The sequence below is a fragment of the Pelomonas sp. KK5 genome (genome assembly GCF_001984095.1).
GTDB lineage: Bacteria > Pseudomonadota > Gammaproteobacteria > Burkholderiales > Burkholderiaceae_C > KK5.
In genome coordinates this window covers 1-12,732 of the sequence record NZ_LYVQ01000192.1, presented here as the reverse complement: position 1 = coordinate 12,732, position 12,732 = coordinate 1, and the positions used below count along the sequence as shown (strand labels likewise).

Below are 12,732 nucleotides of genomic sequence, written 5' to 3'. Positions count from 1 at the left end.
TCTCGCTGCCGGGCAGCAGCGGGTCCTGCCGCACCTGCTCGATCGCGGCCTTCACGGCGCTGGCGCTCAACTCGGGCGGCGCCGCTTCCGCCCGCGCCGTGGCCGCGCCGGACAGCAGCGCCAGGGCCAGCAGCCAGCGGAGCTCAGCGCGCGAACACAAGGCGGAACTCCTGTTCGACATCCCAGGCCTCGAGGGCCACGCGGCGGTTGAGGTACATCGCGAAGCCGGCCGCCACGTAGAAGGGCTCCAGCAGCAGCACGACGGCGAGATAGGACAGCGCGAAGAACAGGTCCTGCGCCAGCGCGCCGGCCGCGTGGGCATCCGGATGGAAGAACCAGTCCCAGACCGCACCCCGCGAGGCCTCCGGCACGAACCACCACAGCAGCGCCGCCGGCGCATAGGCCAGCACCGCCTCGGCGTGCACGAAGGCCGTCTGCAGGGCGGTGGCGGCGCCACGGTTGCTCTTCAACAGCAGCCGGGCGCGCTGGCGCCGCGCGCTGCCGCGCAGGCCCTCCAGCTGCTCGATCGGCTGGGTGTAGGCGCGCCACGGCGAGAGGCGCCGCCAGAACAGCGTGCGCAGCAGCTGGCCGGTGAAGACCTGACCCCGCGCGCCCCAGACGTCGGCCCAGCGCGTGGGCAGCCCGAACACCGCGCGCGCCAGCACGAACAGCAGCGTGCGGTCCAGCCAGGGCTTGAGCAGGAAGACCACCAGGATCGGTCCGCCGGCGCCCAGTTCCACCGTGCACAGCGCCAGCGCCGCGACCACGGCGAACACCGGCGCGAAGCAGCGCCAGATCGAGCCCGCATGGGCGCGCACCAGCGCCTGGCCGAGGTCGCAGGCCTCGCCCTGGCTGCGCGGGCGCAGCATGACGGCCAGGCCCTCAACCCGCATGGCCGCGCCCCATGCCGGCCAGCCAGGCCAGCACCAGCCCCCAGCAGACCGCCGCCACGCCGTACTTCACCGCCGGCGCGATCCACGCGGCCGGGGACCAGAAGGCCTCGAACACCGCGGCCACCACCAGCAGGAAGAAAGCCGCCCACAGCAGCGGCATCGCCTCGCGCCCGGCCTCGCGCAGCGCATCGAGCCGGCGCCGCCGCCCCGGCATCAGCAGGCGCAGGCCCAGCAGCATGCCGGCCGCACCCGAGAGCACGATGCCGGTCAGCTCGAAGGCCGAGTGGGTCGCCACGAAGGGCCAGAAGTTGTGCCCCAGCCCCACGCGGGACAGGTGCCCGGCCACGGCACCGATGTTCAGCCCGTTGAAGACCAGCACCACGACGCTGCCGACGGCCGCCAGGATGCCGGCGCCGAAGGCGCGGAAGCCGATGCCCACGTTGTTGTAGATGTAGAAGCCGAACATCAGCCAGTCGCTGCCGGCCTCGCGCAGCCGGCCGATGTGGCGCGGGTCGGCATACATCTGCTCGTACTCGCGCAGCTGGCGCGCGTCGAGCAGGTGCAGCGCGAAGTCCGGCGCCAGCCACGACTGCAGCAGCGCCAGCGCCAGCGGCAGCACGAAGGCCAGCAGCGCCAGCCCGACGATGCGGCGCTGGGCCCGCACGCCGCGCGGGATGTCGCGGCGCAGCAGCGCGCCGAAGCGGGCCAGGCCGAAGTCCTGCCGGCGGTAGATCAGCGGATGGGCCTCGTGCGCCAGCGCCTCCAGCCGCGCCACCAGGTGCAGCGGATAGGCACGCGACTGCGCCAGCGCCAGCTGCTCGCAGACGCGCCGGTAGCGCGCCGCCAGCAGCGCGCCGTCGACCGGATCGCCGCGCGCGGCGGTGGCCAGCTGCTCGGCGAAGGCGGCCCACATCGGCGCCTGCGCGGCCTCGAACTGCAGGGGCGACATGCTCACCGCCGGCTGCCCATCAACCACTGAGCCACGCCCAGCAGGCGCTCGCTGGCGCTGGCGGACTGCCCGGCCACGGCCGGCGGCAGCACCGGCGTGGCCAGTTGCGCCAGTTCCTCGAAGCGCGCCGGTGTCAGGCGGCGCGCGCGGCCGGCCCAGGCGCGGATGGCGGCCTGCTCGCGCAGCGCCAGCAGGCGCGAGGGCGCCAGCGGCGGGGCCGGCGGCGGGGCGTCATGCAGCAGCACCGGCTTGTGGTGGACCACCAGCGTGCCGGCCGCCATGTCGCCCAGGCGCTTGAACTCGCGATTGAGTAGCAGCGCGGCGATGCCGAAGCCATAAGCCAGCGGGAGGAAGTCGGCCGCCCGCAGCAGGTTGCGGGTGAAGGAGGCCGCCGGCGTCACCGGCAGCCCGCTGTCCATCACCACCCGCAGGCCCAGCGCCTGCTTGCCCGGGGTGGCGCCACGCCGGCCCAGCTCGAAGGCGATCGGGTAGAGCCATTCGATGCCGAAGACCGTCAGCAGGATCACGCCGGCGCCGAAGTCGCCCATCGTGCCGAACACCGTCGCCACCAGCAGGTCGATGCAGATGCGGATCAGCAGGTCCAGCAGGAAGGCCATCGTGCGCGGCACGAGACCCGCCGGCCGCAGCGCCAGGCCGATGCCCTCGGGCGTCTCGGCCGGGGCCAGCGTGTCGATGCGGTTCAGAGCTTGATCACCTTGGTGTCGGCGATCGTGTCATGCAGGCACTGGCGCGAGCTGCGAAAGATCAGCAGCCCGTCGACCAGGCCATAGAGCCCGCCCAGCACCGGGTTGAGCTGCAGCACGATGCCGATGCCGTAGCGCAGGCCCAGGATGCGGCCGGCATCGGCGGCGCTGCCGTCGCTGCGCACGATGCGCATGCCCAGCAGCTTCTTGCCGACCGTCTGCCCCTGCGTCACCAGCAGCCAGCCCTGCACGAGCAGGAACACCACGATGCCCACGCCGATGGCCTTGAAGCGCAGCGTGCCGGTCTCGGTCATGAAACCGAAGCCCGGCAGCAGGGCCAGCAGCCAGCCGATGCCGCCGCCGATCACGCCGTCGATCAGCGCGCCCAGGAAGCGCTGGCCGCGCGTGGCCAGTTGCTCCTCGGCACCCGCGCCCACCACGTCATCCACATGCGCCACCGGCGGCGCGAATCGCGAATCCACGGAATCCGACATGTCCACACTCCCCTGCCCGTTTGATTGACTGCCGGGCTGGGGGCGGATTGTGGGTGGCCGCGGTGGCGGGGTCGATTGGTGACTTCACCAGCGGTGAATCGTCACCTCGGCACTCAGACGACGACGGGTTCCGGCTCCAGCCGGATGCCAAAGCGGCCGTACACGCTCTCCTGGATCGCGCGGGCCAGCGTCACCACCTCGGCCCCGCGGGCCTCGCCGCGGTTGACCAGCACCAGCGCCTGCTTCTCGTACACCGCCGCGCCGCCGACCGCCTTGCCCTTCCAGCCGCAGGCGTCGATCATCCAGCCGGCCGCCAGCTTCACGCTGCCGTCGGGCATCGGGTAATGCACGATGCCGGGGTCGCGGCCGATGATGTCGCGGCACTGCTCCTCGCTGACCACCGGGTTCTTGAAGAAGCTGCCGGCGTTGCCGATGCGGGCCGGGTCGGGCAGCTTGGCGCGGCGGATCTCGCAGACCCAGTCGAAGATCTGGCGCGCGCTCGGGGTGGTGTTGCCGCTCTCGGCGATCTTGCGCTCCAGCTCCAGGTAGCCCAGCACCGGCCGCCAGGGCTTGGGGCAGCGCAGGCGCACCGCGGTGATCACGCTCTTGCCCGCCAGGCCGCCGAAGCCGGTCTGCTTGAACACGCTGTCCCGGTAGCCGAACCTGCAGACCGAGGCCGGCAGCAGCGCCGGACGGCCGGTCACCAGGTCCACCACCTCCACCGCCTCCAGCCGATCCTTCAATTCGATCCCGTAGGCCCCGATGTTCTGCACCGGCGCCGCGCCCACGGTGCCGGGGATCAGCGCCATGTTCTCCAGGCCCGGGTAGCCGCTGTCGACCGACCACTGCACCAGCTCGTGCCACACGACGCCGGCGCCGGCCTCGATGATCCAGGCGTCCTCGCGCTCCTCCAGCAGGCGCAGGCCGGGAATCTCCACCTTGAGCACGACGGCCTCCACATCCTGCGTCAGCACGATATTGCTGCCGCCGCCCAGCACGAACTTCGGCGCGCGGCCGAGCTGCGGATGGTCGACCACGCGGCGCACGTCGGCCGCCTCGCGGATGCGCACCAGGCGGCGGGCCACGGCCGGCAGCCCGAAGCTGTTGTACGGCTTCAGGTTGACGTCGTGTTCCAGCGTTAGGTTCATCTGGCTGATGGCCCCGTTCGGGGGTGTCCGGGCTTTGTCCTGCATGAGAGAATTTTCACCGATCGCGAGCGCCACCCGCTCCTAACCCTTAAATTAAGCAGCACACATGCCCAGCATCGATACGGTCCTCGAACCGAACATGGTCAAGATCAAGAACGGCGTCGAGAACTCCGCCAAGGAGATCGGCACCCGCTTCGACTTCAAGGGCACCAGCGCCAAGGTGGAGCTCAAGGAGAAGGACAAGGCCATCGAGGTGGTCGGCGACAGCGACTTCCAGCTCGAGCAGGTCGAGCAGGTGCTCTACGCCAAGCTGACCAAGCAGGACGTGGTCATCACCTTCCTCGAGAAGAACGAGAAGATCGAGAAGCTCGGCGGCGACAAGGTCAAGCAGGTCTACAAGATCAAGGACGGCATCGAGGCCGACCTGGCCAAGAAGATCACCGCCGCCGTCAAGAACAGCAAGATCAAGGTGCAGGCGGCCTTCCAGGACGGCAAGGTGCGCCTGACCGGCAAGAGCATCGACGACATCCAGCAGACCATGGCGCTGATCCGCAAGGAGTTCCACGACGTGCCGCTGTCCTTCGACAACCAGCGCGCCTGATCCTGCGAACGCCATGCGTGCCGCCGCCTGCGCCCTCGTCCTGACGATGCTCGCCGCGGCCGCATCGGCGCAGAGCGTCTCGTTCAACGGCAGCCTGGGCAGCCGCGCCGCCCTGCTGCTGATCGACGGCGAGCCGCGCACGGTCGCGGTGGGGCAGAAGGTGCAGGGCGTCACGCTGGTCTCGCTGAGTGCCGAGGGCGCCGTCGTGGAGATCGACGGGCACCGTCGAACCTTGCAGTTAGGCGGCTCGCCCGGCCGCGTCGGCAGCGGCGCCGCGCCGGCCGGCAGCGGGCGCCAGATCGTGCTGGCTTCCGGCGACGGCGGCCATTTCACCAGCGCCGGCAGCATCAACGGCCGGGCCACCCGCTTCCTCGTGGACACCGGCGCCACCGTCGTTGCGCTGAGCCAGGCCGAGGCCGACCGCCTCGGCCTGGCCTTCCGCGACGGCCGCCGCGTGCTCACCCAGACCGCCAACGGCACCGTCCCGGCGAACCTGCTGACGCTGGCCAGCGTGCGCATCGGCGACGTCGAGGTGCGCAATGTCGAGGCCATCGTCGTCCCCGGCCAGATGACCCATGTCCTGCTGGGCAACAGCTTTCTCACCCGCTTCCAGATGCGGCGCGAGAACGAGGTGCTGACGCTCGAACTGCGCTATTGATCCTCCGACCCCACCGCCCCATGACGACATCCTTCAAGCGCCACGTGCTCGTGGCTGCCCTGCTGATCGCCACCGCCGGCGCCGGCTTCGCGCAGGGCGACACCGGCAAGGCCGCCCGCTTCTACGAGGACGCGCTGCAGCGCTACGACCGCAAGGACTATGCCGGCGCCATCATCCAGCTGAAGAACTCGCTGCAGCAGGACAAGAACCAGTTGTCAGTCCACCTGTTGCTGGGCAAGGCACTGCTCGCCAACGCCGAAGTGGCCAACGCCGAGCTGGAGTTCAACGAGGCGCTGCGCCTGGGCGTGAACCGGGGCGAGATCGTCGTGCAACTGGCCCAGGCCATGGTGGCCCAGGGCAAGCAGGCGCAGCTGTTCGACGATGCGCGGCTCAAGCCCGCCGGCCTGCCGCCCGGCGTGCTGCTCAAGCTGAAGCTGGTGCTGGCCTCCGCCTGGTCGGACGTCGGTGACAACCGCCAGGCCCTGCAGGCGGTGATGGACGCCCGCGCCGTCAACCCGGCGGACGCCGCCAGCTGGCTGGCCGAAGTGCCGCTGCGGGTGCGCAGCCGCCAGTTCAAGGAAGCGACGGCCGCGGCCGAGCAGGCGCTGAAGCTGGCCCCCGACTCCGCCGAGGCCGCCTATCAGAAGGCCTCGATCCTGCACGTGCAGGGCCAGATCGCCGATGCGCTGCAGCTGTACGAGCGCAGCATCAAGCTGGACAACGGCAATGTGGATGCCCACCTGGCGCGCGCCGGCCTGCTGCTGGACCTGTACCGCGACAAGGAAGCCCAGACCGAGATCGACGAGCTGCGGCGCCTGGCGCCCAACGACCCGCGCGGCACCTACCTGCGCGCCCAGGTGGCCGAGCGGGCCGGCGACATGCCGGCGGCCAAGGCGGCGCTCAAGCGCGTCACCGAGCTGCTGGACCCGGTGCCGATCGAGTACATCCGCTACCGCGTGCAGCTGCTGATGCTGAACGGCCTCTCGCACTACGACCTGAAGGAGTTCGAGAAGGCCAAGCCCTACCTGGAATACGCCGCCAAGCAGCAGCCCAACAGCCCGCTGACCAAGCTGCTGGCCCAGATCGCGCTGGCCGAGCCTAACGTTCCGCGGGCCATCGACCTGCTTGAGACCTACCTGAAGTCCCGGCCCGGCGACGGCCAGGCCCTGCTGATGCTCGCTTCCGCGCAGATGAGTCAGGGCCGCCACGCCAAGGCCACCGCGCTGCTGCAGGAGGCGCTGCAGGCCAAGGACTCGCCCGACTTCCGCGCCGCGCTGGGGCTGAGCCTGATGCGCGGGGGCAAGAGCGCGGACGCCACCGCCGAGCTGGAACGCGCCTACAAGGCTGACCCGAAGCAGATCCAGGCCGGCCTGGTCCTGGTGGACATGTACCTGAAGGCCGGCCAGCAGGCCAAGGCCCTGCAGGTGGCCGACTCCCTCGCCAAGGCGAACCCCGCCAACCCCACCATCCTGCTGGTGCAGGCCTCCGCCAGGCTGCGCGCCCGCGACGTCGCCGGCGCCCGCGCCGGCTACCAGGCCGCGCTCAAGATCGACCCCAAGCTGCTGCCGGCCCAGCTGGGCATGGCCCGGCTGGAGCTGACGACGCGCGACTTCGCCGCCGCCGACAACCGCCTGCGGACGCTGCTGCGCAGCGACGAGCGCAATGTCGACGTGCTGTTCGAGCTCGCCACGCTCTACGAGACCTGGGGCAAGGACGACAAGGCCCTGGGCTACCTGCAGAGCGCCGCCGATGCCAGCAGCCCGACCCAGACCCGCGCCAACTACGCGCTGGTCGCCTGGCAACTGCGCAAGGGCACACCGGGCGGCGCGCTGGACGCGGCCAAGGTGCTGCTGTCCAAGCGGCCGGACGACATCGAAGCCCTGCTGGTCTATTCACAGGCTCAGTTGGCCAGCGCCGACTTCGCCGGCGCCCGCGCGACGCTGACCAACGCCTCGCGCCGGGCCGCCTACGACGCCACGCAGCTGGAGCGCATCGCCCGGGCCCAGCTCGATGCGAAGGATCTCGCCGGCGCCGCCTACAGCCTGGACAAGGCCCTGCAGGGCTCGCCCAACTTCCTGCCGGCCATGGTGCTGATGAGCACCGTGGAGCTGATGCAGAACGACCCTGCAAAGGCCGAGCGGCGCGCGCGCCAGGTCATCCAGGGCTGGCCCAAGGCGGCCATCGGCTACGGCCTGCTGGCCGACGTCGCGGCCAGCCGCGGGCAGCAGGCGGCCGCCGTCGACGCGCTGCGCCACGCCTACGAGCTGGAGAAAACCGCCCCCAACCTGCTGCGCCTGTTCCGCGCGCAGTCCCAGGTGCCCGAGGGCGGCAAGGCGGCGATCGAGCTGGCCCAGGGCTGGATCAAGGCGCACCCGAAGGACACCGCGGTCCAGAAGGCGCTGGCCGACGCCCATGCCCGCGCCGGCAACTTCACCGCGGCCCGGCACGGCTACGAGGCCGTCGTGGCCCAGCAGCCCGGCGACCTGGAAGCGATGAACAACCTCGCCAACGTGCTGATCCGCCAGAAGGACCCCGGCGCCCCCGCCGTGGCGGAGAAGGCGCTGGCGCTGGACCCGCGCAACGCGGTGGTGATCGACACCGCCGGCTGGGCGCACTTCATCGCCGGCAACCGCGACCGTGCGCTGCAGCTGCTGCGTGACGCCCGGCTGCGCAACCCCGCCAACCCGGACGTGCGCTACCACCTGGCCGCCGTCCTGGCCCAGACCGGCCGCTCCGGCGAGGCACGCGAGGAACTGGAAGCCGCCCTCAAGAGCCACAGCTTCGCCAGCGCCGACGACGCGCGCCAGTTGATGAGCACGCTCAAGTAGTTCGTTATCTGGACGGCACCCCCAAACAGGGGGAAGTCGCCTCCCCCTAATTTGTCGGATGTTCTTACAATCGCCCTAACTCCAAGGCCAAGCGGAGTCGCAAGCTGTTGAATCTGAAGGTTATTTCCGGCTTGGCACCTTACTTGCAATACCGGTACCGACAAGGCATTCACTGCGTCAAGCAGCCAGCAATAAAAAGGGACTACTGATGAAAACGACACTGTTCCTCGGCAAGTCGGCACTCGGCCTGGTCCTGGGCTCCTTGCTGGCGATGTCGGCCCACGCGGTCGATACCTGGACCTACACCGGCGTCGACGCCAACGGGGCGGGCGTTGATACCGCCAGCGCCGGCGCGGCCAGCCTGGCGACCACCGGCGCGTATGCGACCAACAACGGCACCAACGGGATCACCGGCAACTGGACGGTGAACACCACCAGTACGCCCTCGTCGACGCTGCAGTTCTATTCTGGTGGCGGCCTGGGCATGGGTTCGGATGGCACGGCCACGCCGAACCACGCGATCGACAACAACGGCACCTACACCGAAGGCGTGCTGCTGAGCTTCAGCTCGAGCACGATCCTGACCGGCATCGACCTCGGCTACATCTCCGGCGATGCCGACATCTCGGTGTTCCGCTACACCGGCAGCAGCGCGCCGACGGTCAACGGCACGGGCGCCAGCCTGGCGTCGATGAACACTGCCGGCTGGCAACTTGTGGGCAACTACGCCGACCTGACCGCCGACAACTCGGTGCCCTACACCTACAACTTGGTCAACGGCGCCACCAACGGCAGCTCGCCGACCGCCGGCGCCTCCAGTGTCGGTTCGAGCTGGTGGCTGATCACGGCCTACAACACGGCCTACGGTACCGGCACCGGCCTGACGCAAGGCGACGACTACTTCAAGCTGCTGGCCGTGGCCGGCTCCGCCTGCACCGGCGACACCACCAAGTGCGGCGGCAAGAAGGTGCCCGAGCCGGGCTCCCTGGCCCTGGCCAGCCTGGCGCTGTTCGGCGTGTTCTACAGCCGCCGCCAGTTCCGCAAGAACTGAGCGCTGCCAACGCACCCCTCGCGAAGGCGACCCGATCGGGTCGCCTTTGTGCTTTTGGCCCCGGGAAAAGTACCCTGTCCCAGTCGAGACAGCCCGGAAAAGCACGCTCGTGCTAAAACCCGGCGATCAGCAGGAGACAAGAAGCATGGACCTGAACTTCACGCCGGAAGAGCTCGCCTTCCGCAACGAGATCCGCCAGTGGGTGGCCGAGAACCTCCCCAAGGACATCAGCCACAAGGTGCACAACGCGCTGCGCCTGAACCGTGACGACATGCAGCGCTGGGCCAAGATCCTGGGCAAGAAGGGTTGGCATGGCTGGGCCTGGCCCAAGCAGTTCGGCGGCCCGGGCTGGAACGCGGTGCAGCGCCACCTGTTCGAGGAGGAGTGCGCGCTGGCCGGCGCGCCGCGGGTGATCCCCTTCGGCCCGGTGATGGTGGCGCCGGTGATCATGGCCTTCGGCTCGCCCGAGCAGCAGCAGCGCCACCTGCCCGGCATCATGAGCGGCGAGGTCTGGTGGAGCCAGGGCTACAGCGAGCCGGGCTCCGGTTCCGACCTGGCCTCGGTCAAGACCCGCGCCGAGCGAGTCCATACAAGTTCGGGCGACAAGTACGTCGTCAACGGCCAGAAGACCTGGACCACGCTGGGCCAGTACGGCGACTGGATCTTCTGCCTCGTGCGCACCGACCCGACCGTGAAGCCGCAGGCCGGTATCTCCTTCCTGCTGATCGACATGAAGTCGCCCGGCGTCACGGTGCGGCCGATCATCATGCTGGACGGCGAGCACGAGGTGAACGAGGTGTTCTTCGACAACGTCGAAGTGCCGGTGGAGAACCTCGTCGGAGAGGAGAACAAGGGCTGGACCTACGCCAAGTACCTGCTGGCCCATGAGCGCACCAATATCGCCGACGTCAACCGCGGCAAGCGCGAGCTGGAACGCCTGAAGCGCATCGCCAAGGCCGAGGGCCTGTGGGAAGACCAGCGTTTCCGCGACCAGATCGCACTGCTGGAAGTGGACCTGGTGGCGCTGGAGATGATGGTGCTGCGCGTGCTCTCGGCCGAGAAGAGCGGCAAGCAGTCGCTGGACGTCGCCGGCCTGCTGAAGATCCGCGGCAGCGAGATCCAGCAGCGCTACACCGAGCTGATGATGCTGGCCGCCGGGCCCTACGCCCTGCCCTTCATCCAGGAGGCGATGGAAGCCGGCTGGCAGGGCGACCATGTCGGCGCCGCCTACTGCGCGCCTCTGGCCAGCCACTACTTCAACTACCGCAAGACCACCATCTACGGCGGGTCCAACGAAGTGCAGCGGAACATCGTGGCCCAGACGGTCCTCGGTTAAGGAGACACAGAACATGGATTTCGATTTCACCGATGACCAGGAATCGCTGCGCGACGCGGTGCGCCGCTGGGTCGACAAGGACTACGACTTCGCCCGCCGCCACGCGGTCGTCAAGGCCGGCGGCTTCTCGCAGGAGGCCTGGGATGGTCTGGTCGGCCTCGGCCTGACGGGCCTGCTGGTCAGCGAAGAACACGGCGGCCTGGGCTTCGGCCCGGTCGACGCGATGGTGGTGATGGAGGAACTGGGCCGCGGCATCGTGATGGAGCCCTACGCCCAGGCCGGCCTGATCGCGCCGAGCGTACTGCGCCACGCCTCCGCCGAGGTACAGGCAGCCTGGCTGCCGAAGATCGCCGGCGGCGAGGCCATGATCGTGCTGGCCCACCAGGAGCGCGCCGCCCGCTACGACCTGTCCAAGTGCGTAACCCGTTATGCCGACGGCAAGGTCAGCGGCGCCAAGAGCCTGGTGCCGGCCGGCGACAAGGCCGGTGCCTTCATCGTCCCGGCCACCGGGCAGGACGGCCGCATCGTGCTGGCCCTGGTCGAGCGCGGCGCCGCCGGCGTCGCCACCCGCGCCTACAGCCTGCAGGACGGCTCGCGCGCCGCCGAGGTGAGCTTCACCGAGTCGCCCGCCACCCTGCTGGTCGAGGACGGCCTGCCGGTGCTGGAGCTGGCGGTGGACCTGGGCATCGCCGCACTGTGCGCCGAGGGCGTGGGTGCGATGGACACCTACGTGAAGCTGACCGCCGAGTACCTGAACACGCGCAAGCAGTTCGGCGTGCCGATCGCCAGCTTCCAGGCGCTGCGCCACCGCATGGCCGACGTGAAGATGCAGCTGGAGCTGGCCCGTTCGATGAGCTACTTCGCCACGCTGAAGCTCGGCGAGCCCGCCGAGGCGCGGCGTTATGCGCTGGCCCAGGCCAAGCTGCAGCTATCGAACTCCGCCCGCTTCGTGGGCCAGCAGTGCACGCAGCTGCACGGCGGCATCGGCGTCACCGACGAGTACGTCGGCAGCCACTACTTCAAGCGCCTCACGGCGATGGAAATGCAGTTCGGCGACGGCCTGCACCAGCTCGGCATCGTCAGTGCGGGGATGCAGGAGACGGCCGGCGTCTTTGCCTGAGCCCGCGACTCGCCTAAAGTCGAAGCCCGTCGCCCCGACGGGCTTTGTTCCTTCTGGAGATGCCATGCGTCAGTCGATCCTGCTCGTTAGCCTGCTGGTGGCCGCGTTCGCCGCCCAGGCCCAGACCATGAAGCCCGGCCTCTGGGAGATCCGCCAGCAGCCCAAGCTCGACCCTGCGCGCCAGGCCCAGATGGAGCAGGCCCAGGCGCAGATGGCCAAGATGTCGCCCGACCAGCGCAAGATGATGGAGGACATGATGGCCAAGCGCGGCGTCAGCATGGACTTCTCCGGCGGCGGCGTGATCACCGTCAAGATGTGCGTCAGCGAGGAGCAGGCCAAGCGCAACGAGCCGCCGGTGGCCACGCGCGGCAACTGCACCCACGAGGTCAAGCGCGACGGCTCGATGATCCACACCCGCTTCGCCTGCACCAACCCGGCCTCCGAAGGCACCAGCGACGTCACGCTGAAGCCCGGCGGCGAGGGCTTCACCGCCCGCACCCACATCACCCATACCCGCGACGGCAAGACCGAGGCCGTCGACGCCACCTCCGACGCCAGCTGGCTGGGCACCGACTGCGGCGCGCTCAAGCCGATCAACGCCGGCAAGTGAGCGGTTCGATCTGCGACGTGGCCGGCCTGAAGGTCGGCCACTTCACCGACAGCCGGCGGCCGACCGGCTGCACGGTGCTGCTGTGCGAACAAGGCGCGGTGGCCGGCGTGGACGTGCGCGGCGCGGCGCCGGGCACGCGCGAGACCGACCTGCTGGCTCCGGAGAACAGCGTCGAGCAGGTCCATGCGATCCTGCTCACCGGCGGCAGCGCCTTCGGCCTGGATGCCGCCGGCGGCGTGATGCGCTGGCTGCGCGAGCGCGGCCATGGCCTGCCGGTGGGCAGCACGGGCATCCGGGTGCCGATCGTGCCGGCGGCGGTGCTGTTCGATCTCTGGCAGGG

The 12,732-nt window shown here is 69.8% G+C and carries 13 protein-coding genes; 8 read left to right on the top strand and 5 right to left on the bottom strand.

The window, feature by feature from the left end; translation table 11 throughout:
* Window positions 1-143: 143 nt before the first annotated feature.
* The 5 genes from B0W88_RS23820 to murB all read right to left on the bottom strand — a co-directional run bounded on the left by B0W88_RS23820 (window position 144) and on the right by murB (window position 4,188).
* Entirely contained in the window at window positions 144-893 is a 750-nt protein-coding gene (locus B0W88_RS23820; RefSeq protein ID WP_077037109.1) for a hypothetical protein, read from the bottom strand.
* A complete protein-coding gene (locus B0W88_RS23815) occupies window positions 883-1,842 on the bottom strand; it encodes a stage II sporulation protein M (RefSeq protein ID WP_077037108.1) in 960 nt (319 codons plus the stop codon). The genes B0W88_RS23820 and B0W88_RS23815 overlap by 11 nt, the downstream gene beginning before the upstream one ends.
* A gap of 2 nt (window positions 1,843-1,844) precedes the next feature.
* Window positions 1,845-2,471, bottom strand: coding sequence for an RDD family protein (locus tag B0W88_RS23810; RefSeq protein WP_233151824.1), 627 nt, complete (start codon window positions 2,469-2,471; stop codon window positions 1,845-1,847).
* 71 nt (window positions 2,472-2,542) lie between these two features.
* Complete coding sequence (locus B0W88_RS23805) at window positions 2,543-3,040, bottom strand: RDD family protein (protein ID WP_077037106.1); 498 nt, start codon at window positions 3,038-3,040, stop codon at window positions 2,543-2,545.
* A gap of 113 nt (window positions 3,041-3,153) precedes the next feature.
* Window positions 3,154-4,188: a UDP-N-acetylmuramate dehydrogenase gene (gene murB, locus B0W88_RS23800; protein WP_077037105.1), complete on the bottom strand. Its 1,035-nt coding sequence runs from the start codon at window positions 4,186-4,188 to the stop codon at window positions 3,154-3,156.
* 106 nt (window positions 4,189-4,294) lie between these two features.
* On the opposite strand from murB, the gene B0W88_RS23795 reads away from it, so the two are divergent.
* The 8 genes from B0W88_RS23795 to B0W88_RS23760 all read left to right on the top strand — a co-directional run.
* On the top strand, window positions 4,295-4,789 hold the full coding sequence (locus B0W88_RS23795) for a YajQ family cyclic di-GMP-binding protein (protein WP_077037104.1): 495 nt from the start codon (window positions 4,295-4,297) through the stop codon (window positions 4,787-4,789).
* A 13-nt stretch (window positions 4,790-4,802) separates the two neighbouring features.
* Window positions 4,803-5,447 (top strand): TIGR02281 family clan AA aspartic protease, encoded by a 645-nt coding sequence (locus tag B0W88_RS23790; RefSeq protein WP_077037103.1) that lies wholly within the window; start codon window positions 4,803-4,805, stop codon window positions 5,445-5,447.
* Between the two features lie 20 nt (window positions 5,448-5,467).
* Window positions 5,468-8,275 (top strand): XrtA/PEP-CTERM system TPR-repeat protein PrsT, encoded by a 2,808-nt coding sequence (gene prsT, locus B0W88_RS23785; protein WP_077037102.1) that lies wholly within the window; start codon window positions 5,468-5,470, stop codon window positions 8,273-8,275.
* Between the two features lie 208 nt (window positions 8,276-8,483).
* Window positions 8,484-9,326 (top strand): exosortase-dependent surface protein XDP1, encoded by an 843-nt coding sequence (gene xdp1, locus B0W88_RS23780; RefSeq protein WP_077037101.1) that lies wholly within the window; start codon window positions 8,484-8,486, stop codon window positions 9,324-9,326.
* Window positions 9,327-9,471: 145 nt separating this feature from the next.
* Window positions 9,472-10,662, top strand: coding sequence for an acyl-CoA dehydrogenase family protein (locus tag B0W88_RS23775; protein WP_077037100.1), 1,191 nt, complete (start codon window positions 9,472-9,474; stop codon window positions 10,660-10,662).
* Between the two features lie 13 nt (window positions 10,663-10,675).
* Window positions 10,676-11,782: an acyl-CoA dehydrogenase family protein gene (locus B0W88_RS23770; RefSeq protein WP_077037099.1), complete on the top strand. Its 1,107-nt coding sequence runs from the start codon at window positions 10,676-10,678 to the stop codon at window positions 11,780-11,782.
* 64 nt (window positions 11,783-11,846) lie between these two features.
* Entirely contained in the window at window positions 11,847-12,392 is a 546-nt protein-coding gene (locus B0W88_RS23765; protein ID WP_077037098.1) for a DUF3617 domain-containing protein, read from the top strand.
* The coding region (locus B0W88_RS23760; RefSeq protein WP_369973926.1) for a P1 family peptidase at window positions 12,389-12,732 on the top strand (344 nt) is incomplete at its 3' end. The genes B0W88_RS23765 and B0W88_RS23760, both read left to right, overlap by 4 nt.

Excerpts from the sequence above, each read along its gene's own strand:
- B0W88_RS23820 (WP_077037109.1), bottom strand. The coding sequence starts at position 893 with ATGCGGGTTGAGGGCCTGGCCGTCATGCTGCGCCCGCGCAGCCAGGGC.
- B0W88_RS23815 (WP_077037108.1), bottom strand. The coding sequence starts at position 1,842 with ATGTCGCCCCTGCAGTTCGAGGCCGCGCAGGCGCCGATGTGGGCCGCC.
- B0W88_RS23805 (WP_077037106.1), bottom strand. The coding sequence starts at position 3,040 with ATGTCGGATTCCGTGGATTCGCGATTCGCGCCGCCGGTGGCGCATGTG.
- murB (WP_077037105.1), bottom strand. The coding sequence starts at position 4,188 with ATGAACCTAACGCTGGAACACGACGTCAACCTGAAGCCGTACAACAGC.
- B0W88_RS23795 (WP_077037104.1), top strand. The coding sequence starts at position 4,295 with ATGCCCAGCATCGATACGGTCCTCGAACCGAACATGGTCAAGATCAAG.
- B0W88_RS23790 (WP_077037103.1), top strand. The coding sequence starts at position 4,803 with ATGCGTGCCGCCGCCTGCGCCCTCGTCCTGACGATGCTCGCCGCGGCC.
- prsT (WP_077037102.1), top strand. The coding sequence starts at position 5,468 with ATGACGACATCCTTCAAGCGCCACGTGCTCGTGGCTGCCCTGCTGATC.
- xdp1 (WP_077037101.1), top strand. The coding sequence starts at position 8,484 with ATGAAAACGACACTGTTCCTCGGCAAGTCGGCACTCGGCCTGGTCCTG.
- B0W88_RS23775 (WP_077037100.1), top strand. The coding sequence starts at position 9,472 with ATGGACCTGAACTTCACGCCGGAAGAGCTCGCCTTCCGCAACGAGATC.
- B0W88_RS23770 (WP_077037099.1), top strand. The coding sequence starts at position 10,676 with ATGGATTTCGATTTCACCGATGACCAGGAATCGCTGCGCGACGCGGTG.
- B0W88_RS23765 (WP_077037098.1), top strand. The coding sequence starts at position 11,847 with ATGCGTCAGTCGATCCTGCTCGTTAGCCTGCTGGTGGCCGCGTTCGCC.